The sequence below is a fragment of the Pseudomonas sp. PDM25 genome, from assembly GCF_019219045.1.
Taxonomy (GTDB): Bacteria; Pseudomonadota; Gammaproteobacteria; order Pseudomonadales; family Pseudomonadaceae; genus Aquipseudomonas.
Genome location: NZ_JAHUWL010000021.1, coordinates 59508 through 83430, shown reverse-complemented (window position 1 = coordinate 83430; position 23923 = coordinate 59508). Strand labels below are relative to the sequence as shown.

Sequence of the window (23923 nt, the reverse complement as noted above, 5' to 3'; positions counted from 1 at the left end):
GTTAGCGATTCGACGCTTCAGGAATCTAACAGGTATTCAGCGTTTTCAAACCGGATCCGACAGCGCCGAAGTTGGCGAAGTTGGAACACTATCAAGGTTAGTTGAAAACCCACGGCATGGGCGATGCGCCGTTCTGACGCTCTGCGTGGGAGCGATCACAGCGTCAGGTACTCTCGCGCACCTTCAACTCAAACCCCATGTCCTGCACCGGTTTGGCCACGGTGTTGCCAGCCATCAACGTCAACATCTGCTCCGCCGCGCGGCGGCCGATGGCTTCTCGCGGGGTGCTGATGCTGCTCAGGCGCGGGACCATGTGGGCCGAGGCCGGCAGGTCGTTGAAGCCGAGGATCGCTACTTGTTCGGGGATCTTGATCCCGCAGCGCATGGCTTCGAGCAGTGCGCCCTGGGCCAGGTCGTCGTTACCGAAGAAGATCGCATCGACATCGGGATGAGTGGCGAGCAGTTGCAGGAACAGTTCGCCACCAAGGCCGACGGAGGAAGAGCGAGGTGTCAGCACTTCCAGGTCCGGGTCATACAAACCGGCCTTTTGCAGGGCTTTGCGGAAACCTTCGCCGCGCAGCAACGTGCGTTGATCCAGTTGCGCACCAATGTAGGCCAGACGCTTACGACCCCGTGACAGCAAATGCCCGGCCGCGGTCTCGCCAGCCGCGAGTTGCGAAAAGCCCACGCAATTGAGCCCGGCGGCGCTGTCCAGTTCCATCATGTACACGCACGGAATGTTGCTGGCCTCGATCATCCGGCGTGAACTTTCGGTGCGGTCGAAACCGGTCAGCAGCAAACCGCGAGGCTGATACGCCATGTAGTTGCGCAGCAGGTTTTCTTCTTCATCACGTGAGTAATGGAAGTTCCCGATCAGTACTTCGAAGCCCTTTGGTCGCAAAACCTGATGAATGGCTTCCAGCGTGTCGATGAACAGCAGGTTGGACAATGAAGGCACCAAAACCACGACGGAATGGCTCTGGGCCGAGGCCAGGGCGCGGGCGGCGGGGTTGACCACGTAGTTCAGGTCGAGGGCGGCTTTCTGCACCTTTTCCACCAGTTCGGTGGCCACCGTGCTGACCCCGCGCAGGGCGCGAGAGGCGGTGATCGGGCTGACACCGGCCAGGCGTGCGACTTCGTTCAAAGTGGGGCGGCCAGTGGTGCGCGTATTTTTATCGTTTTTAGGGGAGATCATCGGACGGCTTGCCAAACAAAATTCGAGGCACTAAGGTAGCGCTGTCTCGACGCAGCTGCAAATGCGTGAGCGGGGTTTGCCTGATCCCCGTTTTTTGGCGTTGGGAACGAACATGCTGCAACCCACAAAAATGACAAGAAGGCGTCGGCAACTTCTGCTTTTTCTGGTGTCATAACTGGCAAAGGTAGCGCTGTCTGCGCGCTGAGGTGTTACATGAATCATCCCATCACCGCCCTGGTCATCATGGGCGTTGCCGGTTGCGGCAAGACTTGCGTCAGCGAGGCCTTGTGCCAACTCAGCGGCGCGACCGCCATTGAAGGCGACACTTTCCACCCTGCCGCCAATATCGAAAAGATGAGCGCGGGAATCCCCCTGAACGACGAAGACCGTGCCGGCTGGCTCGACAGCCTGTGCGATGAATTGCGCCGCATCGACGCCAAGGGCGAACGCCCGGTGCTGACCTGCTCGGCCCTCAAACACATTTATCGCGAACGTCTGCGCAGTGCCTTGCCGGGCCTGGGCTTTGTGTTCCTTGAACTGACCCCTGAAGTGGCCGCCGATCGTGTCTCCCATCGGCCGGGCCATTTCATGCCGTCGACGTTGATCGACAGCCAGTTCGCCACCCTTGAATCGCCCGTTGGTGAGCCCCTGACCCTGGCTCTGGACGCGTCGAAGCACAGCGTCGAGCAATTGGCGAAGCAAGCTCATGACTGGTGGCAGGCTCATGGCCTGAAACACGCCGTATGAGTTTTGCCAGAAGAGATAGCGCTGTCCTGTTGGCTTGCGAATTACCCGCTTTAATAACAACAACAACCAGGAGACACCCCTAATGTTTGGCATGTCCCACGAGACGTTCCTGCTGCTCGATGCAGTGGTCACGGTGATCGGGCTTATCGTCCTGATTACCAAGTTCAAGCTTCATCCGTTCATTGCCCTGATCATCGCCGCCGCCTTTCTCGGGCTGACCTCCGGCATGCCGATCGGCACCATCATCAAGGCGTTCCAGGACGGCTTCGGTGGGGTGCTCGGTTTCGTCGGGATCATCCTTGCGCTGGGCACCATGCTCGGCAAAATGATGGCCGAGTCGGGCGGGGCGGATCAGATTGCCCAGACCCTGATTCGCGCGTTCGGCAAGGACAAGGTGCAGTGGGCGATGATGTTCGCGGCCTTCCTGGTCGGCATTCCGCTGTTCTTCGAAATCGGTTTCGTACTGCTGATCCCGCTGGTATTCATCGTGGCCCGGCGTACCGGCGTGTCGATTATCAAGATCGGTATCCCGCTGCTGGCCGGTCTGTCCGCCGTGCACGGTCTGGTTCCGCCGCACCCGGGTCCGTTGCTGGCCATCGGCGTGTTCGGTGCCGACATTGGTAAAACCATTCTCTACGGCCTGATCGTTGCGTTGCCGACGGCTATCATCGCCGGCCCGATCTACGGCACGTTCATTGCCAAGTACATTCCAGGTCATCCTAACCAGGAACTGGTCGATCAACTGGCGCGCGAGCCAGAGGCGGCTGAGCTGCCGAGCTTCAGCATCACCCTGATCACCGTGCTGCTGCCGGTGTTCCTGATGTTGCTCAAGACTTTTGCTGACGTGGTGCTGCCGGACGGCAATTTCTTCCGCACCTTCATGGACCTGATCGGTCACCCGATTTCGGCGCTGCTGCTGGCGTTGCTGCTGTCGCTGTACACCTTCGGCCACCGTCAGGGCATGGGCTCGAACAAGATCCTCAAGTTGCTCGACGCAAGCCTTGCGCCGACCGCCGCGATCATTCTGATCATCGGTGCCGGTGGTGGCTTCAAGCAGATGCTGGTGACCAGCGGTGTGGGTGACGTGATCGGCCACATGGCGGTGAACGCGCAGATCTCGCCGATCCTGCTGGCCTGGCTGGTAGCCGCGGTGATTCGTATCGCCACCGGTTCGGCAACCGTGGCGACCATTACCGGCGCCGGCATCGTGGTGCCGGTGGTGGGGATGATTCCGGGTGTGAACCGTGAGCTGCTGGTACTGGCGACCGGTGCCGGTTCGTTGATCCTGTCGCACGTGAATGACGCGGGTTTCTGGCTGGTGAAGCAGTACTTCAACATGACCGTGGCGGAAACCTTCAAGACCTGGACCGCGATGGAAACCATCCTGTCCGTGGTGGGTCTGGGCTTCATCTTGCTGTTGTCGTTGTTCGTATAAGTAGCACTGCAAAGCACAGGTGGTGACACAGCTCTTGTGATCACCACGAAACAAATGTGGGAGCGAGCCTGCTCGCGATGACTGACTAACATTCAACCTCTTCGTTGAATGTTAAGCCCTCATCGCGAGCAGGCTCGCTCCCACAGCGTTATGTGCAGGGCATCAAGATTTACTAATCAGCCCATCCGCCCGGAACATCCCGCGAATTCCGCGAATGGCCTGACGAATCCGGTCCTGGTTTTCGATCAGCGCGAAGCGCACATGATCATCCCCATACTCACCAAACCCGACACCCGGCGAGACGCAAACCTTGGCCTCTGCCAGCAGTTTTTTAGCGAACTCCAGCGAGCCCAAATGCGCATACGCCTCGGGGATCTTCGCCCAGACGTACATCGACGCTTTCGGATTCTCGACCATCCAGCCCAGTTCATGCAGGCCTTTGACCAGCACGTTGCGACGCTGCCGATACTGCTCGGCGATGTCTTTGACACACTGCTGATCACCTTCCAGCGCCGCAATCGCCGCGACTTGCAGCGGGGTAAACGTGCCGTAGTCGTGATAACTCTTGATCCGCGCCAAGGCATTGACCAGCTCGGCGTTGCCGATCATGAAACCGATGCGCCAACCCGCCATGTTGTAGCTCTTGGACAGGGTGAAAAACTCCACCGCGATGTCCTTGGCGCCTGGCACTTGCATGATCGACGGGGCTTTCCAGCCGTCGTAGACGATGTCGGCGTAAGCCAGGTCGTGCACCACCAAAACGTCGTACTGCTTGGCGAGGGCGATCACCCGCTCGAAGAAATCCAGCTCCACGCATTGAGCCGTGGGATTCGACGGGAAACCGAGGATCATCATTTTCGGTTTCGGGATCGAGCCGCGAATGGCGCTTTCCAGTTCGGCGAAGAAGTCCACGCCCGGAATCAACGGCACCGAACGCACCTGAGCGCCGGCAATCACCGCGCCGTAGATGTGAATCGGGTAGCTCGGGTTCGGCACCAGAACGGTATCGCCCTGGTCGAGGGTGGCCAGCATCAAGTGCGCAAGGCCTTCCTTGGAACCAATGGTGACGATGGCTTCGCTTTCCGGGTCGATGTCGACCTCGTAGCGATCCTTGTACCAATTGGAAATCGCCCGGCGCAGACGCGGAATGCCCTTGGACGTCGAATAACCGTGGGTGTCTTCGCGCTGGGCGACGGTCACCAGTTTTTCGACGATGTGCGGCGGAGTAGGGCCATCAGGGTTGCCCATGCTGAAGTCGATGATGTCTTCGCCACGACGACGGGCGGCCATCTTCAGCTCGGCAGTGATATTGAATACGTAAGGGGGGAGTCGATCTATGCGCGCAAAGCGGCGCGGCGAACCTGGGTTAGCCATTGTTGCCTCGGATAACGTGAGCGCCCGGAACCGTCCGAGCGACGCTGGTCACTGCGGTGACCTGTGGCGGAATGTAAGGGGTGATGTGGCAAACTGTCCAGCGACTATGTAAACAAATTTGTCCGAAGGAAATCGGTTGATGGAATTTACCAGTGGCTTCTTGCTGAGCCTTTCGCTGTGCCTGGACATCGGCGTGGCCAACATCGCGATGATCACGCTGGCAATGCAGCGTGGCTATTTTCAAGGCTTCGCGCTGGGGTTGGGGACGTGCGTCGGCGACCTGATCTACGCCGTGCTGGCCTTGGCCGGGATGACCGTTTTGCTGCAATACGAAAGCGTGCGCTGGGTGCTGTGGATCGGCGGTTCGGCGCTGTTGTTGTACTTCGCGGCGAAGATGATCTATTCGGCGATTCGCCATGAGGCGGTACTCGCGCAGGCCGAAGACGTGGGTCAGAACTCCCATCGGCGCGAGTTTTTCCGCGGGATCTTCCTCGCCATGTCGTCTCCCAGCGCCATTCTCTGGTTCGCGGCGGTGGGCGGCACATTGATCGCTCGTTCCGGCGGCGGTGGCGCCCTCAGCTCGGCGCTGTTTCTAGGCGGGTTTCTGTGCGCCGGGGTGCTCTGGTGCGTGGCTTTGTGTTTCGCCGCGAGTCACGGCGGCAAGTTGCTGGGCGACAAATTGCTGCGTTATTCCTATATGGCATCGGCAGCGATCTTCTGCTATTTCGCGGTCTACGTGATCCTATCGGGGTATAACGAGTTCGTTGGTGCAGGTGCTGTCGAACCGTTGAATGCACTGTGATTGGGCGAATTCGGTTTGGCTTCTATACTCCCAGCCGAACCCACTTTTTTGTTCCAGGAGTTGAGCCATGGATGAGCAAACAGGCGTCGAAACGGCCAAGCCACGCTTCGAGCACGGGCACTTCCTGCTCATTGCCGGGCTTGGCGGCCGATTTACCCAGGAAACCTCCAAGAAAATCCCCGAACTCTGGGAGAAATTCATCCCCGAGATTGGCAAAATCCCTGGTCAAAAAAACGAAGTGACCTACGGCATCTGTTGCAATCCGGATGGCAAGGGCGGCTTCGAATACATTGCCGGCGTTGAAATCAGCAAGCTCGACGACCTGCCGGATAAATACCGTTGGGTTGAGGTCCAGCCTCAGCACTATGCGGTGTTCGAACACAAAGGCCCTCTCGATCAGTTGCCCCAGACCTTCCAGTACATCTGGAAAACCTGGCTGCCGCAGTCCGGTTATCAGGCGGCGGACGCGCCGGAATTCGAACGCTACAGCGAAGACTTCAACCCGAAGCTCAACACCGGCGTGCTGGAAATCTGGCTGCCGCTCAAGCCTTGATTACCGCGGGAGGCAGACTCGGTGTCCGCCGCCCTCTCGTTACTTGCCTTGCTTCATCCGTCGCGCCCGCAACAGGTCAATCGTCAGCGTGATAAAGCCAAACGAGCTGATGCCCAACAGCATAAGAAGTCCGATCTGAACGCTGCTCATGGTGTGTTCCCCTTATTGATGGCCAGAGACAGGACACATCAATAATCCGCACTGACAAGCAATGACAGCGCCTATACGCAGGCTTTACGGTGCCTGCGGTGATCGATATGAACTCCTTATTAATTTATGATCCCCAGCCTTCCTCCCGCTGATTTCGAGCTGCCATGAACACCGTCATCCGCCACGCCACACCTGCTGATCTGGACCGCTGCTACGCCATCGAAACCATTGCCTACGAAGGCGACGAAGCCGCCACCCGCGAAAAAATCGCCACGCGCATTGCCACCTGGCCCGAAGGTTTCATCGTGGCCGAAGTCGACGGCGTTGTAGCCGGTTTCATCAATTCCGGTGCGGCGTTTCAGGTCGAGATGTCGGACGAGGCGTTCAAGGAACTGATCGGCCACGACCCGGCTGGCCCGCACGTGGTCATCATGTCAGTGGTGGTGCACCCGGATTTTCAGGGGCAGGGGCTGGCGAAGCGGTTGATGGGCGAATTCATTGAGCGGATGAGCGCGCTGGGCAAGACCCACATCCATCTGATGTGCAAGGAGCGGCACATTCCGCTGTATGCCGGGTTTGGCTTTGCCTACATCAAGCCTTCAGCGTCTGACCATGGCGGGATGGCGTGGCATGAGATGGTGTTGGCGTTGGGAAAGGAGCAAATGAGTTCTTGAGATAAGTTTTTTAATGGCCTAAATTCAGACCTTGTTGCATTGGCCATCCTGTTCGGGTGGTGAGCAGAGGAATGAGTGATGCGAGTTGAAACTATCAGTTTTGTTAAAAAGAATGCGGCAGCGCTGGATCTTTCCGAGCCGATGCTCGTCACTCAGAATGGCGTTCCGGCTTATGTGATCGAATCCTACGAGGAGCGTAAGCGGCGAGATGAGGCCATCGCGCTGATCAAACTTCTTTCGTTTTCTTCTCGCGACAAAGAGCAGGGTAAGCTGATTTCTGGCGACACTTTGCTGGCCAGACTGGCGCAGCGGCGCCAATCGCAGCAAGACGATAACGATGCCTGAGGCCTTTAGAGTAGAGTTTGCGACCGCTGCGGAGCATGGCGTTATTTCGCTGGAGTACTATCTCACGCAGCAATGCGGTCAAAAAAAAGCCGCAGAGCAGGTTGATCAACTGGTGATGCAGATCGTTACGGCTCTGAGCAATCAGGCCCATGTTTACGGTGTTTGTCAGGAAGCAGCATCGCTTGGGGTCACTCATTTTCGTGAGTACTTACCCATGGGACAGCGGGTTTTGTATGAGGTGTTCCCGAGCGAAAACCTTGTAGTGGTCGCTTTGGTTATCGGTCAGCGTCAAAGTATCGAGAAGCAGTTGCTCGACTACTGTCTTCTCCTTTAACCGCTAGTCAAATCTCAAAAGGGTTGCCGCAAGGCAACCCTTTTTCGTGTTCGTTCAAGAGCATCCCGTTCTTCAATGCTGTTGAGCATAACCACCTCAGAAAAACAGGCCCATGCGCCGTTCGTAACCGATCCGGCCCCTGTAGGCTTCGCCGCTGTCGACCCAGCCGAATTTTGCATAAAGCGCGATGGCCGATGCGTTATCCGCATCCACCGACAACTCCAGCCCCTTTATTTCCGGAAACGCCTGACGCGCCACGTCGGGCAGGGCTTGCAGACAGGCCTTGCCATAGCCTTTGCCCTGAGCCCGATGATCGACTTGCAGTGCGTGAAGGGTGGCGCTGTGTTCATTGGCCCACGCCGGCAATACGGGCGGGCGCTTGAGCAGCAGAAAGGCCACGGGAACATCCTCGACCAGTAGCGCAAATCCTTTGACGCCGGGGCCGGGTTTGGACAGCAAGGTGTGCAACGCACCGTAAATGTCGCCGGAGAACCTGATTTGTTCTTTGTGAACTTCAATGGCCTCGACCTGCTGGCGCTGGAGCGCGTTCAGGCTGTCGTAAGGCACGAGTCGGGCTGTCACTGGAGTGTCCTTTTTCCAACATAAATGTGTTTCGGATTCTAACGAGTTTGCGTCCATGGATTATTTTTATTTGGACTGTCGATTTGGCTTTTCGCCAGACGACTAAGGGTGTCTTCACAACAAAAACCACGGAGAACCACCATGAATGCTACCCACGAAATCCAGACCCTGATCGACACCTATCGTCAGGCGGTCATCGCCAAGGATGTCGAGAAACTCATGCCCCTGTATGCCGAGGACATCGTCTCCTACGACGCGGTCAAGGCCCTGCAGTTTCGGGGCAAGGCCGCCTACCGCGCGCATTGGCAGGAATGCATGGAAATGTGCCAGGGCGCGCACAAGTTCGACTTCGACCATATGAACATCGTGGCGGACGAGCACATCGCCTTCGCCCATTGGCTGGCCCATTGCGGCGGCACCAACGAGAAGGGCGAAACCCAGGCCTGCTGGATGCGCGTGACCGCCTGCTATCGGCGCGACGATGGGCAATGGCGCATCGTCCACGAACACTGGTCGGCCCCGTTCGACATGATGAGCGGCACGGTGCTGTTCAACCTGGAACCCTGAGCGCCGTGCTGATTCGTCGGGAATGTCGCGAAAGCGTCAATCTGCAGCCATAGTTGATCCGTTCGATTCAGGAGAGCCCCATGAAGTATTTATGCCTGGTCTACAGCAACGAGCACGAGTTGCACTCGCTGCCCGAAAGCCCGAATGACGCTGAATGCATGGCTTACGCCGAGGCGATCCAGGGCAGCGGCCGAATGGTCGCCGCCGAGGCGCTGGAATCGGTGCAGACCGCGACCACGGTGCGGATGCGCAACGGGAAAATGTCGATCACCGACGGCCCGTTCGCCGAAACCAAGGAGCAATTGGCCGGCTTCTACCTGATCGATGCCAAGGACCTCAATGAAGCCATCCAGGTCGCCGGCAACATCCCGGCGGCCCGGGTTGGCTGTGTCGAGGTGCGTCCCGTTCGTCAGTTGAACCCCGGCGCCTGATGTCGGCTGAGTCGGTACGAGCGCGGGTCGAGCAGGTTTACCGCGAAGACTCACGGCGGATTCTGGCGACCCTGATCCGTTTGCTCGGCGATTTCGATCTTGCCGAAGAAGCCTTGCACGAGGCGTTTTTCGTCGCGGTCGAGCGCTGGCAGCGTGACGGTGTGCCGGACAATCCGCGTACCTGGCTCGTGTCCACCGGGCGTTTCAAGGCCATTGATGTGTTGCGTCGGCGCGCACGCTTCATCGCGTCGCAACCGATGCTGATCGCTCAACTGGAGGCGCTGGAGCAGGCCGACTGGAGTGACGAAGACGTGGAAGACGATCGCTTGCGCCTGATCTTCACCTGTTGTCACCCGGCACTCGCGGCGGACGCCCAGGTGCCGTTGACGCTGCGCGAAGTCTGCGACCTGACCACGGAAGAAATCGCCCGGGCTTTTCTGTCGGCGCCAGCGACCATCGCCCAGCGCATCGTGCGCGCCAAGGCGAAAATCCGTGATGCAAAAATTCCGTATCAAGTGCCGACCCTGGCGGAATTGCCCGAGCGCCTGGACAGTGTGCTGCGGGTGATTTACCTGGTGTTCAACGAAGGCTATTCCGCTTCCATGGGCGCGGAACTGACCCGTGAGGATTTGACCCGCGAGGCGATTCGGCTCGCTCGTTTGTTGATGGAACTGCTGCCCGAACCCGAAGTGATGGGGCTGCTGGCGCTGATGCTGCTGCACGAGTCCCGACGCCCGGCCCGGACATCGGCGAGCGGGGAGTTGATTGTGCTGGATGAGCAGGACCGTTCGTTGTGGGACGCCGGGATGATTGCTGAAGGTTGCGCACTGGTGGAGCGTGCACTGACAACCCGGCGCTTCGGGCCTTACTGCCTGCAAGCGGCGATTGCGGCGTCGCATGCCGAAGCGCCCACGGCGGCGGAAACGGACTGGCTGGAGATTGTGGGTCTGTATGACGTGCTGTTGCGGGCGGCGCCTTCGCCAGTGATCGAATTGAACCGTGCGGCGGCGATCTCCAAACGGGATGGGCCGTTGGCGGGGTTGACGTTGATCGAAGGGATTCTGGCGCGCGGTGATTTGCTGGATTACCACTTGGCACACGCGGCGCGGGCGGAGTTTTGTCGGCAGTTGGGAAGGGTTGATGAGGCGCGGGCGGCTTATGAGCGGGCGTTGGAGTTGACGCAGCAAGTGCCGGAACGACGGTTTATCGAGGCCCGGTTGCAGGAGCTGAAGTGATGTGATCTTGCGGGCCTCTTCGCGAGCAAGCCCGCTCCCACAGGTTTAGCGCAAATCCTGTGGGAGCGGGCTTGCTCGCGAATGGCTGCACCACTATTCCAGCATCTTGCCGAGTAACCAACTCCCCGCCGGCCCTGGCGGATGCAGCCGCGACCACAGTGCATCGACGAACACCGGTTTCGGCCAGCCGCGCACGTCCAGTTCCTGCAACGTCCCTGGCCCAAACCGCTCCACCAGCCACCGGGGCAACGGCGCCCAACCGAATCCGCCCTGAGCCATTTCCAGCAGCATCAGATAACTCGGCGCCGACCAGACGCGCCCCTTCGCACGGCTTTCATACGGATTGACGATCGTCGCCAGACGCAGCTCCCGGTGTTGTTGCAACACGTCCTGATCGATGTGGCTCAGCGCCGCCAACGGATGCTTGCGGGACACGAACAGGGCAATCTCGGTCCGTTCTTCCACGGTCGAACTGACCAGGTCCGGCGGGTAACTGTCTTGTTTTTCGGCGAAGGCTACCTGCGCCCGACCCCGTTGCACCAAGGCCATCAGGTCGTCGCACTCGGCGATCAGGCATTCAAGTTCCAGGTCCGGATAACGCTGCTCGAAGGCGCTGAGCGCCGCTTCGAAGCGGTCGGACTGATACGTGTCGGAAATCGCCACGGTCAGCTTCGGCTCGACGCCTTGGGACAGTTGGCTGGCGGTCATTTCCAGTCGGCTGGTGGCGGCCAGAATGTCCTCGGCCCGTTGCAGCATCACGTGCCCGGCCGGGGTCAGGCTCGGTTTGCGGCTGCTGCGGTCGAACAGCGTCAGGTTCAAGTCGATTTCAAGGCTGGCCACGGCGGCGCTGATGGTCGACTGACTGCGGCCCAGTTTGCGCGCCGCGGCGGAAAACGAGCCTTGAGTCGCGGCCTGAACGAAGGCCTGCAACACTTCTTGAGAGGCCATGAACTATCGCCTTGATCGATGGTTATTGGTTATGAAGTATCGGTGTGAAGAAGGATCATGGCAACCACAGTCACTCAGAGGAGTCTGGCCATGAGCGCCAACAAATCCATCACTGAACGTATTTTCCAGGCCATTGGTTTCGAATTGTTGGCCATCCTGATCTGTACCCCGTTGCTGGCATGGATCATGGACAAACCGATGCTCGACATGGGCGTCGTGACCATGGCTATCGCGGCACTTGCCCTGGCCTGGAACGTGGTCTTCAACGGAGTGTTCGACCGTGCGCTCAAACACTACAACCTCGTGCGCAACGCGTGGGTACGTGTTGTCCATGCGCTGTTGTTCGAAGGCGGACTGGTCGCCCTTGGCGTGCCGTTGATTGCCTGGTGGCTGAAGGTCAGCCTATGGCAAGCGTTCCTGCTGGATATCGGCGTGCTGCTGTTTTTCCTGCCGTACACCTACGTCTACCACTGGGTGTATGACGTGGTGCGCGAGCGGTTTGTCATGCGTCAGTCTTACGAAGCTTGAAAGCAAAAGATCTTGATGGCGTTTACAAAAACATCCCACCCGATGCTTCCACGCGTTGCCCGTTGATCCACTGACTGCCCGGCGCCCCAATGCGCCATCCGTGGATGGTATCGCTGCTCTACGCCCCGCAACGGCATTTGCCGTTGCGGGTGAGAACGTTCATGGATTGGCTCGGGCAAGTGATCCAGTCCACCACTTGAAAAATAATACATAACCTGTGGGAGCGGGCTGTGGCTCAACCATAGAATCTCCCACAGGGTTTTGTGTCAGCTTTCATGTTGATGGTTAAACGTGGAAGTAGCCTACGCAGCTGTCAAACGGCAAACGCTTGAGCTCGATCTTGTTCAGGTCGAGTACTTCGCGCAGGGCCTTGGTTTCGCCCGGGAAGTTGCGGTAAGCGACTTCGTCGAGCACCACGATCGCGCCTTTTGGCATGTATGGCAGGAAGGTTTCCAGGGCGACTTTGGTCGACTCGTACAGGTCGGTGTCGAGGATCAGCATGGCCACGACCAGGTCCGGACGGGTCTGGACCCACTCAGGCACGGTCTTGACGATGTCGCCTTTGACCAGCTCGCATCGCGGGATGCGGTTGACCGGGCGCAGCAGGTCGTTGGCGTCGATCATGTCCTGAATCAGCGACTGATCGGTGTCGGAGAACATGGTCTCGTTGACGTCGGCCGGGTCTTCTTTTTTGTCGATGCTCTGGAAACCTTCGAAGGTGTCGAAGCCAATGATCGAACGGTTGATTGCGTACGGCTCGAGAATCATCGACAGGTGCATGTAGAGCATCAGCGAATTGCCCTTGTACACGCCGCACTCGATGATCGCGCCCGGTATTTCGGCGACTTTCTTGAACAGCTCCATGCGCGACAGCGCAGCGGTCACGCCGATGCGGTTGGCGAAGACGAACGGCGCGTCGGCCACGTACTCGGCATCGACACGTTTCAGAACGTTGGCACGGGTTTCGTTGTACTGGGCCTCGGCAGGCGTGATGCGACGCTTGGTCATTGCTGGATTCCTTGGAAATTCGAAAAGTCGTGGGCGTGGAAATAGTCTTTGAAACCGGCGCCGACGTCAGGGCAGGCGCTGTCGACGTTGATCGCGCCACGCTTGTGCTTGAGGTCGTCGAGGTGCATCAGGCGGAAATCCACGCTGAAGCGGGTTTGATCTGTATGGTTGGCGACCGTGCCGTGCAGGTGCGAGCCGGAGAAAATCAGCATCTCGCCGGTGTTGCCGGCGATGCGCACTTCAGACGCGGTGTTGATCGCTTCCAGTGGCACCGGGTGCACGCGGACTTCCTCTTTGAGGTTGTCCTTGGCCTTGTGCCGCTGGTTGTTGATCCAGTCGTTGAGGCTCCATTCGCTGGAGGTGTTCTTCACTGGCACGTCGAAGTAGCCGGCGTTGATCATCATGGTCTGGTCGGGGCTGATGGTGTGCACCGGCATCCAGGTGTTGATCTGGCAATCGACACTGCCGTACCACGTGTCGCGATGCGGTTTGTAGGCATAGCTGACACCGGCGTGCAGGTAGTCATAGTTTGGAACCACGCGAATACGCGGCACGTCGAAAATGTATTCGCGCGGGTCGACACCGATCTCGTCGATAAACGACAGGATCAGGTCCTTGGCGCGCTGGCTATTGGTGAACTGGCCCTTGAGGCGCGTCACCAGTACCACGAACTCTTCCACCGGCATCAGCGTGTGCAGGGCCTGGTGGTTGGTCTCGCCGTCGAAGGCGGCGGTGATGCTTTCCTGGGCGAACGCACACAGCTCTTTGGCGGCGCGCAGTTGAGTGTTCAGGAAGATGTCGCCGGCGTAGATGGCTTCTTTGAAGTCAGCTTTCTGCTGAAGCTGATTGATATACAGATTCACGTTTCCACTCCTGAATACATCGAGTCTCTTAAGAGTCGGCCACACGTTAGCAAACTGAAGTGCAATCCGGCGGGTGGTGGATCAATAAAAACGCAAACCCCTGAATTTGCGACGAAATACGTTTTCCGGACAAAAAAAATCCCGGCTCAGGAACGAGCCGGGACAGCTAAAACATTGATCAGATCAGAACAATTGGGTGAACAGCCAATACAAACTGCCCGACAACAGAATCGCCGCCGGCAAGGTCAGCACCCAGGCCATCAGCAGGTTGCGGATGGTCTTCATCTGCAAGCCGCCGCCGTTGGCGACCATGGTCCCGGCCACCCCCGAAGACAGCACGTGAGTGGTCGACACTGGCAGGCCGAACATGTCCGCCGCGCCGATGGTCAGCATCGCGACGGTTTCCGCCGAGGCGCCTTGCGCATACGTCAGGTGGGTCTTGCCGATCTTCTCGCCAACCGTCACCACGATACGTTTCCAGCCGACCATGGTGCCCAGCCCCAGAGCGATGGCCACCGCGATTTTCACCCACAGCGGAATGAACCGCGTGGCGTTGTCGATCTGCTGCTTGAACAGTTGCAGCTTGCCGTTGGTGTCGGCGTCGAAGTTGCCGACCTTGTTCTTGTCCATCAGGCGAATGGTTTCGCTGGTCAGGTACATGTCGTTACGCACGTTGCCCATGGCCTCGGCCGGGACCTTTGCGAGCGAGCCGTAGCCTTTCACTTCGTTCCCGATAGTGCCGGTCAACGCGGCGAGGGCGGGGATCAGTTGTGGTGAGGCTTCCTTGCTGCGCATGTAGTCGGACAGCACCGCGCGAGGATCGGCAGGCGCTGGCAGCGGCGCACTTTTGACCAGCGCTTGCTGGGTGACTTCGGCCACGGCGGCAAACTGCAGCGCCTGGTCCGCCGGCATGGTGCGGTTCAGCGCGTAAGCCATCGGCAGCGTGCCGACCAGAATCAGCATGATCAGGCCCATGCCTTTCTGGCCATCGTTGGAACCGTGGGCGAAGGACACGCCGGTGCACGTCAGGATCAACATGCCGCGAATCCACCACGGTGGCGGAGTGTCGCCCTTCGGTGCTTTATACAGCGCACGATTCTTGACGAACGCCCGCAAGGCCAACAGCAACAGCGCGGCAAACGCGAAGCCGATCAGCGGCGACAGCAACAGCGCATAACCGACTTTGGTTGCCTGGGCCCAGTCCACACCGCTGGTGCCGTCGCGGCCGTGCATCAGGGCATTGGCCACGCCGACGCCGATGATCGAGCCGATCAGGGTGTGCGACGAAGACGCCGGCAAGCCCAGCCACCAGGTGCCGAGGTTCCACAGGATCGCGGCGATCAACAGGGCGAAGATCATCGCGAAACCGGCGGAGGAACCGACTTGCAGAATCAGCTCCACCGGCAGCAGGGCGATGATGCCGAACGCCACCGCGCCGCTGGACAGCAGCACCCCGAGGAAGTTGAAGAACCCGGACCAGGCCACCGCGAAATTAGGCGGCAAGGAGTTGGTGTAAATCACCGTCGCCACGGCGTTGGCGGTGTCGTGGAAACCGTTGACGAATTCAAAGCCGAGGGCAATCAGCAGCGCCACGCCCAACAGCAGAAACGGCGTCCAGGTGGTCACCACGGTGCCGAGTTCGTTCATGTCGTGCATCAGGCTGTAGGCGGTGAACAACAAACCGCTGCCCAGCACCGCGAAGAAAATCACGATGGTCAGCAGGCTGGGCTTTTTATCGAGTTGCGGTTTGGCGCTACTGGCGGGCGCCTGGGCGGCGGTGAAGGAAGGAGTCGCCATGACGGACAATCCTGAGAAGAGAAGGAATGTCGCTCATGATCGTTGCTGAGTGTTACAAAGAGGCTGCGCTGGGTCAGTGTTTGGGGCTATTTGTGTATCCGTTGATCTGATCAGTTTCGGACTTGGGTGGTGACTGTGCTGCCGTCTTCGCGAGCAAGCCCGCTCCCACAGGTGTACGCAGATTTTGTGCCCGGCAGCGATCTAGTGTGGGAGCGGGCTTGCTCGCGAAGGGATGTAAGTCGCAGTCAATAATCCTGGCGCTTACGAAACGCCCAACGCCCGGCGATCACGGTAAACGTCGCGACCAACGCCACCAGAATCCAGAACCCTTCCGGGTCGCCGGAAAGCGGCACGCCACCGACGTTCATGCCAAAGAACCCGGCGATGATGTTGATCGGCAACGCCAGCACCGTGACCACGGTCAGGGTGAACAGCGTGCGGTTGCTCTGCTCGTTGAGGTTGGCGGCGATTTCTTCCTGCAACAACTTGATCCGTTCGCCCAGCGCCGTGAGGTCGTTGATGATCAGCGCGAACTCCTCGGTGGACTTGCGCAGCTCCTTGACGTCTTCCTTTTGCAACCACTGTGGCGGGCGATTGAGCAGGCGCAGCAACGAGCCCGGTTCCAGCGCCAACAAACGTTGCAGGCGCACCAGCACCCGTCGGTTGGCACCCAGCTCAGCCCGGTTGGTCGACAGCCGCGAAGACAGCAACTCATCTTCGATCTGATCGACACTGAGGCTGGTCTTGCGCACGATCTGGGTCAGCACTTCACCCTGATCGCGCAGCAGATGCACCAGCAATTCCAGCGGCGAGCGAAAGCACTCACCGGCCTTCACCGACGAGCGCAGCTTGTCCACCGAGTGCAGCGGTTGCAGGCGTGCGCTGACGATCAGCCGACTGCGGGCGCAGACCCACAGCGTCGAAACATCTGAAGAAACCATGCTGCTGAGGTTGAACACCACGTCGTTGACCACCGCCAGCAACGCTGAATCCACATGCTCGATACGCGTCGAACGCGAACCTTCATGCAGCGCTTCGAAAAACTCGTCGGGCAATTGCAGATGGCTTTTCATCCAGCGCTCGCATGCGGCGTGGGCCAGGTTGAGGTGCAGCCAGAGAAATTCGTCGTTGTCGCCGGGTTGTTGCAGGCACTGCAAGGCCTTGGCCGAATCGAGCTCGCGGCCGCGCTCGCCGGGGCGAAAACTGAAACCGTACAGCAGACCGAACAGGTCCGTGTCGCGATGACTTTGGTCGATGCTGTTGTTCATGGGATCTCACTGTGAGGAGGCGCCTGTTGCGGGTTTCACAGGTTCACTTGAGCCGCATCATCGCAAGGATTTTTGACGGTTTTGTGACGGTTGTCCGCGACGGCGGCGTTGTTGCAGGCGTTGCAGGATGAGGGGGGCGGTACTTCCGGGTCCTTGGTCAGTACGAGCGCTTAACTCCGTGTTGGAAGACTGAAGGTAAACGTCGTGCCCTGTTGCGCGGTCGAGACCACATCCAGTTTTCCACCATGGGACTGCGCAATCTGACTGGCAATGTACAACCCCAACCCGAGGCCGGTCCGCGGTGTTCCGCTGGCCGGTCGCGAGTAGGGCCGGAACAGATGGGGCAGCGCATCCTCGGCAATCAGCCCCTGATTTTTCACGCTCAGCACGAACTGTCCTTTATTGATTTGCGCGCTGATGTCGATCGGGCCGTCGGGATCGCCATGAGCAACTGCGTTCGTCACCAGATTGGAGAGTAACTGCGCGACCCGCTCGCGATCGCAATGAACGCTGCGCAGGTCGCCGATGGACGATGCAATGGTGCGGTCGGGATGGATGTTCTGAACCTCTGAAATCACGTGCCGCAAGGCATCTTCAAGATCCGGGCACGGCTCGATGTTCACGGGAATGCCATGGCCCAAAGCGCCGCGAGCGAAATCCAGAACGTCATCGACCAGTTTGGTCGCACGACGGGCGCTGGTGAGGATGTTCCGGGCCCGCTGCAGATTTGCCGCATCGGGTAGTTTGCGCAGGAGCATTTCGGCGCTGGCGCTGATGGCGAACAAAGGGTTGCGCAGATCATGCCCGAGCACGGCGATGAACTGTTCGCGCAGTTCGGCGGTTTCCCGTTCCTGCTTCAGCGCGGCTTCGGTCTTTTGCAGGTTTTCTTCGGCTTCGATCTGCAACGCCAGCATTCGGGCGAAGGATTCCATGGTGCTCTGGATCGTGCTGGATTTGAGCGGCGCAGGGTTGGGGTCAAGGGCGCAGATGGTGCCGAAAAAGCGTCCGTCGGTGCGGAAAATCGGCACGGCGATGTAGCTTTCGAACTGATAGAGGCGAGGGGTGTGGTGATCGCGGTAAAGCGGGTCTTCACTGGCCTTGTCGATGACCACCGAATGATGTGCCTGGCGAATTTCGTGGCACAGGGTCGTGGCAAGATCCAGCTCCCCGCCGACCTGTAAACCGAAATTCAGTTGGTCGAGCACCGCACACGCCGTCCACGAGTCTTCGGTGACCCGGGCCACGGCGACGAAGCGCAGGCCCGTCAGTTCACGGACCACTTGAAGAATCGCCGGCACCGCCCTGATCCGACCGATCGTGGCGATGTCTGCTGCCGCTGCTTGCCCCATTTCAAACTATCCCTGCATGAAAAGTGTGTTGGGATTCTAGCGGGCTGACGCCGTGTTGGCGCGACTTGATTGCCTGAATTTGACGTGCAAAAAAGCCGCGCGATCCGAAGATCGTGCGGCTTGGTGTTTGTGCATCAGGTGTCTTGTTTGTTGCTCAGTACTTTGCCGGTGGTGGCATCGAAATCCACATCAAATTCTTTGCCATCGGCGGTGCGCAGTTCGACTTCGTACTCGTAGCCATTGAAATGGTTGTCCAGATCCGTGTCGGTGATGGTCGCACCGGGATGCAACTTCAGCGCCGCCTGGTTCATTTCTTCCAATGGCTTGATCTTGCCGCTTTTGACCAGCTCAGGGATCTGGTCGACGCGCACATCAGCCTGGGCCAGGCCAGCGGTGAGCGTCAGGGCAGCGGCAGTGAACAGGGCAGTCAGGGTTTTCATGAAGTTCTTTCCTTGGGTGATCCGTTTAAGTGGGATCAGGTTATCCGGCGCAACTTAATCCACCCTTAATTCCCCGAACGCGACTGGGTATAGATCATTCACATGTTCATCAGTAACCGTTGTTCTGCAGCAATTGAGCAACACTGGCCGCCGCCGGACGTTTGTAGAACTTGAGCAACTCGCTGGCGCGGTTGGTGAAGATACCGTCGACGCCGGCGTCCATGACTTTCTGGTAATCCACGGCATCGTCGACGGTGTAAACGTGCACCAACAAGCCCTGATCGTGGGTGTACTGGTTCATCCAGGGTTGCACCAGGTCCGAGTAACTCTGATCGCCACCCTTGGTCAGCGCCGCAGATGGGCCGGTGCCGATCGCGCCCTGGGCTTTGGCGTACTCGACCCATTGCTGGAATTCGGCTTTGTCTTTCGGTTGCTGTTTGGCGTAGTAAGTGGCTTTGTCCTTGTCGCCGGACTCGGCAAACGTCACCTTGGATTTTGGCTCGATGCTGCCTTCGCCGACCCACAGCAGGAGGATTTTCGGTACTTTCGGCATTTCCTTCTCGAGCAGTTCGAGGCTGCTCTTCTCGAAGGTTTGCAGCACGACTTTACCTTTGCCCTGGCCAACCGCCAGATCGCTCTTCGCCAGTTTCGAACCCGCCGGGCTCAACCAGCCGCGATCCTGGAGTTTTTCCTTGAGATCGCGCTCGATCCCGGGAAACTGCTTCGGCTCTTTGGTTTCGATGTACAGACCGGGCTTGTGCAGCGGATTGCCTTGGGCAATGTCGATGATTTCGTCCAGGGTCAGGATTTTCAGACCGACGTACGAAGGACGCGCGCGATCCGGGTAGGCCGCGTTGAACCAGCTGCCGGCATCGAGGGTTTTCAGCTCGGCAATGGTGAACTCGTTGGCCGGGCTGTCCTTGCGCTCAGGGAATTTACTGGCGACGTCGGTGGTGCGTTGCAGGTTGTTGTCGTGCAGGGCGAACAGCACGCCATCCTTGCTGCGTTGCACGTCCAGTTCCAGGTAATCGGCGCCCAGATCGCGGGCCAGTTTGTAGGCGGCGGCGGTGGATTCCGGGGCATCGAAGGACGCGCCACGGTGAGCGATCACGGCCGGATGCGGGATGCCCGCGCGGGTGGCCAATGCGGTGGGGCTTGGCTCACTGGCAGCCTGTGCCTGGCCGAGGCCCAGCATCAGACTCAGCAACAGGGCGCTCTTGGTGAAGGTAACAGGCATGGTCGAGGTCCTTTCGCAGATTTTCAAAGACGTATCTTTTAACAACTGAGCGCCGCTTGCGCTATCGCCGGACCGACATAAACGTATTTAAAGCAGATTATTTCAACGCTTTTGTGCGCTTCTTTGCAGTACTCTTGGCCCCGGCAGTTACCCCGGCAGAGGGAACGCCCATTCGTTTGCCCTGCGTGTAAACCATCGATCACCGGTCCTTTGCGACCTTCTGTGAGGTTTATCATGCGCATCACTTCCGAGCTCATCTGCCAGGCCGCCGACCAACTCAAAGGCTTCGTCGGCCTCAATCGCAAGACCGGCCAGTACATTGTTCGATTCAGCGAAGACTCTTTCGGCATGGACGTGGCTGACGACGGCATTATTCCCACCAGCGAATTCGTCTGGGCCCCAGGTTCCGCGCAGGCCATGACGCTCAAGCGTGAGTTGATTCAGTTGTTGCTGGATCAGAACATCGATGACCGGATCAACATCACCGAGCCGTTGCGGGTGTACATGAATCGGCGGGAAGTGCCGGAGATTTCGGCGGTTCGCAGTTTGGTGCAGGGCTGAGTTTTGCGGTGAATGTGCGGGCCTCTTCGCGAGCAAGCCCGCTCCCACATTGGATTTGTGTTGATGCACAGATCAAATGTGGGAGCGGGCTTGCTCGCGAAGACGGCCGGAAGAGCGCCGCATCATTTACTGGTTGAACGCATACGCCCGCTCAACCTTGCACACCCGCGTATGACAAGACGAATACCAGGTCGACCGCCCGCGCTCGCGAATCTCACTGTGCTCGGGATGATGTTTCCACGCCAGAATCGCCGCTTCGCTGGCCCAGTAGGACACCGTAATCCCGAGCCCGTCTTCACCCCGAGCCGATTCCACCCCCAGGAAACCGGGTTGCTCACGGGCCAGTTCGACCATGCGCTTGGCGGCCTGCTCGTAACCGTGATCACCGTCGGTGCGCAGGGAGGTAAAAATCACCGCGTAGTATGGCGCTGGCGCAGTGTTGGCGATCATGACTTCTGCCCCTTGCAGGCTGCGATCAACGCACGGACCAGCGGCGGCAGCTTGCTCTTGAGTGCTGCGCGTTCAGGTTGGAACAGCGTTGCGACGAAGAACGGATGCCCTTTGAGTTCCACCGCCCGTAAGTCACCTGAAACATCGTGGCCAACAGCGCACAACTGTTGGCTCAACAACTCACGTTCGAACGCTGGATTAACGCCGTAGCGACAGCGATAGCCTTCGACAATCTCAGCGCTTTCGTACGCCTCGGCGATCAACGAGCCTTCAACCAGATGAATGCTGTCGACGGCTTCCACCAGCGAACAGGTCAGTGGCGTGAGCAGCGCTCGCGTTGCCTTGGGTGATGTCTCGCCATGTTCAGCATCGTCCCAGCCCAGAACATTTCGGGCGTATTCGAGTACGGCGTGTTGAAAACCGCCGCAGGTACCCAGGAATGGCCGTTGCTGTTCACGGGCAAAACGAATCGCCCGCAACGCACCGTCCCTATCGCGGTAAGGGCTGGCAGGCACGCACCAGAAACCGTCGAAATCAGCCAATGGCGCATCGGCGCTGATGCGGTCGGTGGCCAACCACTGGAACTGCACGTCGGTATTCGCCTGTTCAGCGGCCATGCCGAGGGCGACGGGAATGGCCTGGTGAGCGGTGACGTGCGGGTCGTAATCGCCGATCAGAGCAATGCAAATTGGGCGGGTTTCCATGAGTGCGCTCCACGCTTGTTGATTCCTGGCACCCACTATAGATTGGCGTTCACGCACTCAATATTGGCGTTATCCCAATTGATCAATGCACCGATGCACTATCGACTGGATTACCCCGACCTGTCCCTGATCCTCGCGCTGGTGCGCGGCGGCTCTCTGGCCCGGGCGTCTACGCTGTTGAAGGTCGACGTCTCGACCGTATTTCGCGCCGTGCGCCGACTGGAAGCCGCGCTGGGCCAGCAACTGTTCGAAAAAAGCCGCGCCGGCTACTTGCCCACCACCTTGGCGCAAACCCTGGCCGAGCAGGCTGAGCGGGCCGAACAGGCACTGGAAGCAGCGCGCATTGGCGTGGAGCAGGGCGGTGAAGTCATCAGCGGCACGGTGCGCCTGACCTGCACCGATTCGGTCTTGCAAGGCTTGCTGCTGCCGGCGTTGGCGAAGTTCATGCCCGGCTACCCGGCGCTGACCATCGAGTTGAGTACCTCCAACGACTTCGCCAACCTCAGCCGCCGGGATGCCGATATCGCCTTGCGCCTGACCCGCACACCGCCCGAGCACTTGGTGGGGCGGCGATTGGCCCAGGTGTCCTATCGAGTCTGTGCCAGTGAGGCGTATCTGAAATCGGTCGATTCCGAAGACTTGGGGTCGCTGACCTGGATTGCCCCGGACGACTTCCTCCCCGATCACCCCACCGTTGTGTGGCGCCGTCAGCAGTTGCCCGGCGTTACACCGGGTTATCGCTGCAACAGCATGTTGTCGGTGACTGAGCTGGTGCGAGCCGGGCTCGGTGTCGCGGCATTGCCAGACTTCCTCATCGGTGACGGGCTGCAGCCGTTGAGCGAGCCACTTCATGGTTACGACACGGCACTCTGGTTGCTGACCCGCCCGGACTGCCGCGCCTTGCGCTCGGTGGTGACGTTGTTCGATGAGTTGGGGCGGGCGCTTCGATTGCCTTGATCGAGCGCTAAACCTTCGGCTGATCCTTGCGCACGAAGTGCTGATGCATTTCTGAGGTCAGGCTTTCGATGCGTTCGGTGAGGGCCTTGGTCATTTCGGTGAGCCGGGTGTTTTGCTCCAGCAACTCCAGCAGTTGCGCGGTGTTCTGCGCCGCTTGCGCCTGGCGCTCACTGTTGGCCACGGCCAGTGCTTCGCGATGCAGCGCATCGGCTTCAGACTGGGCTTTGTCACGTGCTGCCTGGCGGGTCTGGGCCAACAGGATCAGCGGCGCGGCATAAGCCGCTTGAAGGCTGAAGGCGAGGTTGAGCAGGATGAACGGGTAGAGATCGAAGTGGGCCACGCCGAACAGGTTGAGGCAAATCCATACCACCACGATCAGCGTCTGCGCCCCGAGAAAGGTCGGCGTGCCGAAGAACCGCGCAAAGGCCTCGGCACGCAGGGCAAACTTGTCGTTGCCAAAGGTAGGCGCCAGGTGGGCGTGGGGGCGATGAAAGCGCAGGTGGTCAACTGGGGGGTGGGCGGGTTTTGTGTCGGAAGTCGTGGTGGTCATGGTGCTCTCTGCATGGCGCTGGGACTGAGGCTCACTATAGCCCCAGCGCCAGTTTCATTCTGAAACACATTACGGTGTTTTTTTCATCGCCACCGATCACTGCTCAAACAGCGGACATTGTCATTTATTGCAACTCGATTTAGAGCTGATAGCAGGCCAGAAACATGTCCAGCGCCGACTCCACCACCGTGGTCTGCATCTCGGCTGACAGACCTGGCAGGCCCATGGAAATCTGTGGCCAGAACGCAAAGGATTTGAGCATTCCCTGAATCTGTTGTGCGGCGAATTCGGGGGCGACCGGTTTCAAACGGCCATCGGCCTGAGCGGCGCGGATCCACACGGTCAGGCCTTCTTCGCGCTCACCCATTCGGCACACCATATTCTGGGCGCGCTCGGGGGAATGGATGGTGGCGGCAATGGCCACTCGCGCCAGGTCGAGAAAATTGTCATCGCCCAGCATCTGCATTTTCGCCATCAGCATCCGGCGCATCTGGTCGCGCAGGGGCAGGTCAGGGTGGTAGGGCGTTTCCTGTTCAGCCGTCACCCGCGCCCATAATTGATTGAGGATTTCGGCGAACAACTCTTCCTTGCTGGGGAAATGGTTGTACACCGTGCGCTTCGACACGCCGGCGGTGGCAGCGATCTTGTCCATGCTGGTGATGTCGAAACCGTTGGCACGGAATTCGGCAATCGCCGCCTGAATGATGGCTTCGCGTTTTCGGTCGGTGAGGCGCTGTGGAGCTGTCATAAGTACGCTTTGGCAGGAAAAAGTTAGAACTACACTTGGCAGTTTACTTGTGATCAGCTTTGATGCAACCTTGAAACTACACTGTGCAGTG

Annotated in this window: 28 protein-coding genes and 1 pseudogene; 14 read left to right on the top strand and 15 right to left on the bottom strand. The window is 59.1% G+C overall.

Annotation, left to right across the window (positions count from 1 at the left end; translation table 11 throughout):
• Positions 1-163: 163 nt before the first annotated feature.
• A complete protein-coding gene (locus KW848_RS28520) occupies positions 164-1195 on the bottom strand; it encodes a LacI family DNA-binding transcriptional regulator (protein ID WP_008151140.1) in 1032 nt (343 codons plus the stop codon).
• Positions 1196-1408: 213 nt separating this feature from the next.
• Here KW848_RS28520 and KW848_RS28515 point away from each other — a divergent pair, with 213 nt between their 5' ends.
• Together KW848_RS28515 and KW848_RS28510 are read left to right on the top strand one after the other, a co-directional pair.
• The gene (locus KW848_RS28515) at positions 1409-1942 is read left to right on the top strand and encodes a gluconokinase (protein WP_192411101.1); all 534 of its coding nucleotides are present in this window, start codon (positions 1409-1411) and stop codon (positions 1940-1942) included.
• An 82-nt stretch (positions 1943-2024) separates the two neighbouring features.
• Positions 2025-3377, top strand: a complete 1353-nt coding sequence (locus tag KW848_RS28510; RefSeq protein ID WP_046056184.1) for a GntP family permease — start codon at positions 2025-2027, stop codon at positions 3375-3377.
• 162 nt (positions 3378-3539) lie between these two features.
• On the opposite strand, the gene alaC is transcribed toward KW848_RS28510, so the two are convergent.
• On the bottom strand, positions 3540-4751 hold the full coding sequence (gene alaC, locus KW848_RS28505; RefSeq protein WP_218538793.1) for an alanine transaminase: 1212 nt from the start codon (positions 4749-4751) through the stop codon (positions 3540-3542).
• A 139-nt stretch (positions 4752-4890) separates the two neighbouring features.
• Between alaC and KW848_RS28500 the strand changes: the two genes are divergently transcribed.
• From KW848_RS28500 to KW848_RS28480, 5 genes are all read left to right on the top strand, one after another.
• Positions 4891-5553, top strand: a complete 663-nt coding sequence (locus tag KW848_RS28500; protein WP_218538792.1) for a LysE family translocator — start codon at positions 4891-4893, stop codon at positions 5551-5553.
• Positions 5554-5620: 67 nt separating this feature from the next.
• Positions 5621-6106 carry a GyrI-like domain-containing protein gene (locus KW848_RS28495; protein WP_218538791.1) on the top strand — a complete coding sequence of 162 codons (486 nt, stop codon included), beginning with the start codon at positions 5621-5623 and terminating at the stop codon, positions 6104-6106.
• 314 nt (positions 6107-6420) lie between these two features.
• Entirely contained in the window at positions 6421-6930 is a 510-nt protein-coding gene (locus KW848_RS28490; RefSeq protein WP_218538790.1) for a GNAT family N-acetyltransferase, read from the top strand.
• 78 nt (positions 6931-7008) lie between these two features.
• The gene (locus KW848_RS28485) at positions 7009-7275 is read left to right on the top strand and encodes a type II toxin-antitoxin system Phd/YefM family antitoxin (protein WP_111451497.1); all 267 of its coding nucleotides are present in this window, start codon (positions 7009-7011) and stop codon (positions 7273-7275) included.
• Complete coding sequence (locus KW848_RS28480; protein ID WP_111451498.1) at positions 7268-7609, top strand: hypothetical protein; 342 nt, start codon at positions 7268-7270, stop codon at positions 7607-7609. Before KW848_RS28485 ends, KW848_RS28480 begins: the two co-directional genes overlap by 8 nt.
• A gap of 96 nt (positions 7610-7705) precedes the next feature.
• Here the strand turns inward: KW848_RS28480 and KW848_RS28475 are convergent, their stop codons facing one another.
• Positions 7706-8191 carry an N-acetyltransferase gene (locus KW848_RS28475; RefSeq protein WP_192411105.1) on the bottom strand — a complete coding sequence of 162 codons (486 nt, stop codon included), beginning with the start codon at positions 8189-8191 and terminating at the stop codon, positions 7706-7708.
• Positions 8192-8332: 141 nt separating this feature from the next.
• Between KW848_RS28475 and KW848_RS28470 the strand changes: the two genes are divergently transcribed.
• From KW848_RS28470 to KW848_RS28460, 3 genes are all read left to right on the top strand, one after another.
• Complete coding sequence (locus tag KW848_RS28470; RefSeq protein WP_008151160.1) at positions 8333-8758, top strand: SgcJ/EcaC family oxidoreductase; 426 nt, start codon at positions 8333-8335, stop codon at positions 8756-8758.
• 80 nt (positions 8759-8838) lie between these two features.
• Entirely contained in the window at positions 8839-9189 is a 351-nt protein-coding gene (locus tag KW848_RS28465) for a YciI family protein (RefSeq protein ID WP_008151161.1), read from the top strand.
• Entirely contained in the window at positions 9189-10424 is a 1236-nt protein-coding gene (locus KW848_RS28460; protein ID WP_218538789.1) for an RNA polymerase sigma factor, read from the top strand. Before KW848_RS28465 ends, KW848_RS28460 begins: the two co-directional genes overlap by 1 nt.
• Before the next feature lie 93 nt (positions 10425-10517).
• Here the strand turns inward: KW848_RS28460 and KW848_RS28455 are convergent, their stop codons facing one another.
• The gene (locus tag KW848_RS28455) at positions 10518-11372 is read right to left on the bottom strand and encodes a LysR family transcriptional regulator (RefSeq protein ID WP_218538788.1); all 855 of its coding nucleotides are present in this window, start codon (positions 11370-11372) and stop codon (positions 10518-10520) included.
• Between the two features lie 90 nt (positions 11373-11462).
• On the opposite strand from KW848_RS28455, the gene KW848_RS28450 reads away from it, so the two are divergent.
• Positions 11463-11900, top strand: a complete 438-nt coding sequence (locus tag KW848_RS28450) for a multidrug/biocide efflux PACE transporter (RefSeq protein WP_218538787.1) — start codon at positions 11463-11465, stop codon at positions 11898-11900.
• A gap of 107 nt (positions 11901-12007) precedes the next feature.
• Positions 12008-12100, top strand: a pseudogene (locus KW848_RS28445) (LysR family transcriptional regulator); the annotation flags it as partial.
• An 85-nt stretch (positions 12101-12185) separates the two neighbouring features.
• On the opposite strand, the gene KW848_RS28440 reads toward KW848_RS28445, so the two are convergent.
• The 7 genes from KW848_RS28440 to KW848_RS28410 all read right to left on the bottom strand — a co-directional run bounded on the left by KW848_RS28440 (position 12186) and on the right by KW848_RS28410 (position 19862).
• Positions 12186-12908, bottom strand: a complete 723-nt coding sequence (locus KW848_RS28440) for a TylF/MycF/NovP-related O-methyltransferase (RefSeq protein ID WP_007898747.1) — start codon at positions 12906-12908, stop codon at positions 12186-12188.
• A complete protein-coding gene (locus KW848_RS28435; RefSeq protein ID WP_218538786.1) occupies positions 12905-13771 on the bottom strand; it encodes a hypothetical protein in 867 nt (288 codons plus the stop codon). Before KW848_RS28435 ends, KW848_RS28440 begins: the two co-directional genes overlap by 4 nt.
• A gap of 183 nt (positions 13772-13954) precedes the next feature.
• Positions 13955-15568 (bottom strand): inorganic phosphate transporter, encoded by a 1614-nt coding sequence (locus KW848_RS28430; RefSeq protein ID WP_218538785.1) that lies wholly within the window; start codon positions 15566-15568, stop codon positions 13955-13957.
• A gap of 245 nt (positions 15569-15813) precedes the next feature.
• The gene (locus tag KW848_RS28425) at positions 15814-16836 is read right to left on the bottom strand and encodes a transporter (RefSeq protein WP_218538784.1); all 1023 of its coding nucleotides are present in this window, start codon (positions 16834-16836) and stop codon (positions 15814-15816) included.
• A gap of 170 nt (positions 16837-17006) precedes the next feature.
• Positions 17007-18185 carry a GAF domain-containing sensor histidine kinase gene (locus KW848_RS28420; RefSeq protein WP_218538783.1) on the bottom strand — a complete coding sequence of 393 codons (1179 nt, stop codon included), beginning with the start codon at positions 18183-18185 and terminating at the stop codon, positions 17007-17009.
• A 134-nt stretch (positions 18186-18319) separates the two neighbouring features.
• Positions 18320-18625, bottom strand: coding sequence for a PepSY domain-containing protein (locus KW848_RS28415; RefSeq protein WP_046045471.1), 306 nt, complete (start codon positions 18623-18625; stop codon positions 18320-18322).
• Between the two features lie 109 nt (positions 18626-18734).
• Positions 18735-19862, bottom strand: coding sequence for a glycerophosphodiester phosphodiesterase (locus KW848_RS28410; protein WP_218538782.1), 1128 nt, complete (start codon positions 19860-19862; stop codon positions 18735-18737).
• Between the two features lie 234 nt (positions 19863-20096).
• Between KW848_RS28410 and KW848_RS28405 the strand changes: the two genes are divergently transcribed.
• Entirely contained in the window at positions 20097-20423 is a 327-nt protein-coding gene (locus KW848_RS28405) for a DUF2025 family protein (RefSeq protein WP_056741447.1), read from the top strand.
• Between the two features lie 126 nt (positions 20424-20549).
• Here KW848_RS28405 and KW848_RS28400 read toward each other — a convergent pair whose 3' ends face one another.
• Complete coding sequence (locus KW848_RS28400; RefSeq protein WP_218538781.1) at positions 20550-20873, bottom strand: antibiotic biosynthesis monooxygenase; 324 nt, start codon at positions 20871-20873, stop codon at positions 20550-20552.
• The gene (locus KW848_RS28395) at positions 20870-21577 is read right to left on the bottom strand and encodes a CTP synthase (RefSeq protein WP_218538780.1); all 708 of its coding nucleotides are present in this window, start codon (positions 21575-21577) and stop codon (positions 20870-20872) included. The genes KW848_RS28400 and KW848_RS28395 overlap by 4 nt, the downstream gene beginning before the upstream one ends.
• Before the next feature lie 15 nt (positions 21578-21592).
• On the opposite strand from KW848_RS28395, the gene KW848_RS28390 reads away from it, so the two are divergent.
• On the top strand, positions 21593-22534 hold the full coding sequence (locus tag KW848_RS28390) for a LysR family transcriptional regulator (protein ID WP_111451513.1): 942 nt from the start codon (positions 21593-21595) through the stop codon (positions 22532-22534).
• Positions 22535-22541: 7 nt separating this feature from the next.
• Here the strand turns inward: KW848_RS28390 and KW848_RS28385 are convergent, their stop codons facing one another.
• A complete protein-coding gene (locus KW848_RS28385; protein WP_218538779.1) occupies positions 22542-23084 on the bottom strand; it encodes a DUF1003 domain-containing protein in 543 nt (180 codons plus the stop codon).
• Between the two features lie 139 nt (positions 23085-23223).
• Positions 23224-23832, bottom strand: a complete 609-nt coding sequence (locus KW848_RS28380) for a TetR/AcrR family transcriptional regulator (RefSeq protein ID WP_218538778.1) — start codon at positions 23830-23832, stop codon at positions 23224-23226.
• Positions 23833-23923 lie beyond the last annotated feature (91 nt).

Coding starts and splice junctions, on each gene's coding strand:
- KW848_RS28380 (WP_218538778.1), bottom strand. CDS start 23,832: ATGACAGCTCCACAGCGCCTCACCGACCGAAAACGCGAAGCCATCATT.
- KW848_RS28495 (WP_218538791.1), top strand. CDS start 5,621: ATGGATGAGCAAACAGGCGTCGAAACGGCCAAGCCACGCTTCGAGCAC.
- KW848_RS28455 (WP_218538788.1), bottom strand. CDS start 11,372: ATGGCCTCTCAAGAAGTGTTGCAGGCCTTCGTTCAGGCCGCGACTCAA.
- KW848_RS28415 (WP_046045471.1), bottom strand. CDS start 18,625: ATGAAAACCCTGACTGCCCTGTTCACTGCCGCTGCCCTGACGCTCACC.
- KW848_RS28490 (WP_218538790.1), top strand. CDS start 6,421: ATGAACACCGTCATCCGCCACGCCACACCTGCTGATCTGGACCGCTGC.
- KW848_RS28405 (WP_056741447.1), top strand. CDS start 20,097: ATGCGCATCACTTCCGAGCTCATCTGCCAGGCCGCCGACCAACTCAAA.
- KW848_RS28420 (WP_218538783.1), bottom strand. CDS start 18,185: ATGGGGCAAGCAGCGGCAGCAGACATCGCCACGATCGGTCGGATCAGG.
- KW848_RS28510 (WP_046056184.1), top strand. CDS start 2,025: ATGTTTGGCATGTCCCACGAGACGTTCCTGCTGCTCGATGCAGTGGTC.
- KW848_RS28470 (WP_008151160.1), top strand. CDS start 8,333: ATGAATGCTACCCACGAAATCCAGACCCTGATCGACACCTATCGTCAG.
- alaC (WP_218538793.1), bottom strand. CDS start 4,751: ATGGCTAACCCAGGTTCGCCGCGCCGCTTTGCGCGCATAGATCGACTC.
- KW848_RS28500 (WP_218538792.1), top strand. CDS start 4,891: ATGGAATTTACCAGTGGCTTCTTGCTGAGCCTTTCGCTGTGCCTGGAC.
- KW848_RS28450 (WP_218538787.1), top strand. CDS start 11,463: ATGAGCGCCAACAAATCCATCACTGAACGTATTTTCCAGGCCATTGGT.
- KW848_RS28400 (WP_218538781.1), bottom strand. CDS start 20,873: ATGATCGCCAACACTGCGCCAGCGCCATACTACGCGGTGATTTTTACC.
- KW848_RS28515 (WP_192411101.1), top strand. CDS start 1,409: ATGAATCATCCCATCACCGCCCTGGTCATCATGGGCGTTGCCGGTTGC.
- KW848_RS28395 (WP_218538780.1), bottom strand. CDS start 21,577: ATGGAAACCCGCCCAATTTGCATTGCTCTGATCGGCGATTACGACCCG.
- KW848_RS28385 (WP_218538779.1), bottom strand. CDS start 23,084: ATGACCACCACGACTTCCGACACAAAACCCGCCCACCCCCCAGTTGAC.
- KW848_RS28480 (WP_111451498.1), top strand. CDS start 7,268: ATGCCTGAGGCCTTTAGAGTAGAGTTTGCGACCGCTGCGGAGCATGGC.
- KW848_RS28520 (WP_008151140.1), bottom strand. CDS start 1,195: ATGATCTCCCCTAAAAACGATAAAAATACGCGCACCACTGGCCGCCCC.
- KW848_RS28440 (WP_007898747.1), bottom strand. CDS start 12,908: ATGACCAAGCGTCGCATCACGCCTGCCGAGGCCCAGTACAACGAAACC.
- KW848_RS28485 (WP_111451497.1), top strand. CDS start 7,009: ATGCGAGTTGAAACTATCAGTTTTGTTAAAAAGAATGCGGCAGCGCTG.
- KW848_RS28425 (WP_218538784.1), bottom strand. CDS start 16,836: ATGAACAACAGCATCGACCAAAGTCATCGCGACACGGACCTGTTCGGT.
- KW848_RS28430 (WP_218538785.1), bottom strand. CDS start 15,568: ATGGCGACTCCTTCCTTCACCGCCGCCCAGGCGCCCGCCAGTAGCGCC.
- KW848_RS28465 (WP_008151161.1), top strand. CDS start 8,839: ATGAAGTATTTATGCCTGGTCTACAGCAACGAGCACGAGTTGCACTCG.
- KW848_RS28410 (WP_218538782.1), bottom strand. CDS start 19,862: ATGCCTGTTACCTTCACCAAGAGCGCCCTGTTGCTGAGTCTGATGCTG.
- KW848_RS28460 (WP_218538789.1), top strand. CDS start 9,189: ATGTCGGCTGAGTCGGTACGAGCGCGGGTCGAGCAGGTTTACCGCGAA.